The organism is Oribacterium sp. Sow4_G1_1, assembly GCF_052116105.1.
GTDB lineage: Bacteria > Bacillota > Clostridia > Lachnospirales > Lachnospiraceae > Oribacterium.
The window spans coordinates 1-305 of sequence record NZ_JBQKLS010000063.1 but is presented as its reverse complement, the minus strand read 5'-3'; the positions used below and the strand labels follow the sequence as shown (position 1 = coordinate 305).

Sequence of the window (305 nt, the reverse complement as noted above, 5' to 3'; positions counted from 1 at the left end):
TTGTTGTTGACTGCCTAGATTGACTTCGGGCTGATCTGCTTGCGTGTCACGAGATTGATCTGTATACTGTCATGAGATTAAAAAGAAAGAAGGTCCGGGGTACCCTCTTTGCACGTCGTGTCCCCCGAACCTCTGGTATCAAAACCATGTTCAGTGTATCAAACTTTGAGCTCAGACACAATGAGGTAGACGGTTTTTTTATGTTGAGAGCAATGATGCCATCCCTCCGTGCCCGTCCTGTCGTGGCAAGCTGGTCTACCGTGATCGCAAGCGCCGTATCATGAAGGGCGAAGGCGGTACCCGCA

The 305-nt window shown here is 50.2% G+C and carries 1 protein-coding gene; it reads right to left on the bottom strand.

The annotated features are described in order from the left end of the window. Positions 1-46 precede the first annotated feature (46 nt). Positions 47-305 (bottom strand): hypothetical protein (locus ACTQ52_RS12415; protein WP_441982798.1); only part of this gene is annotated, 259 nt, incomplete at its 5' end.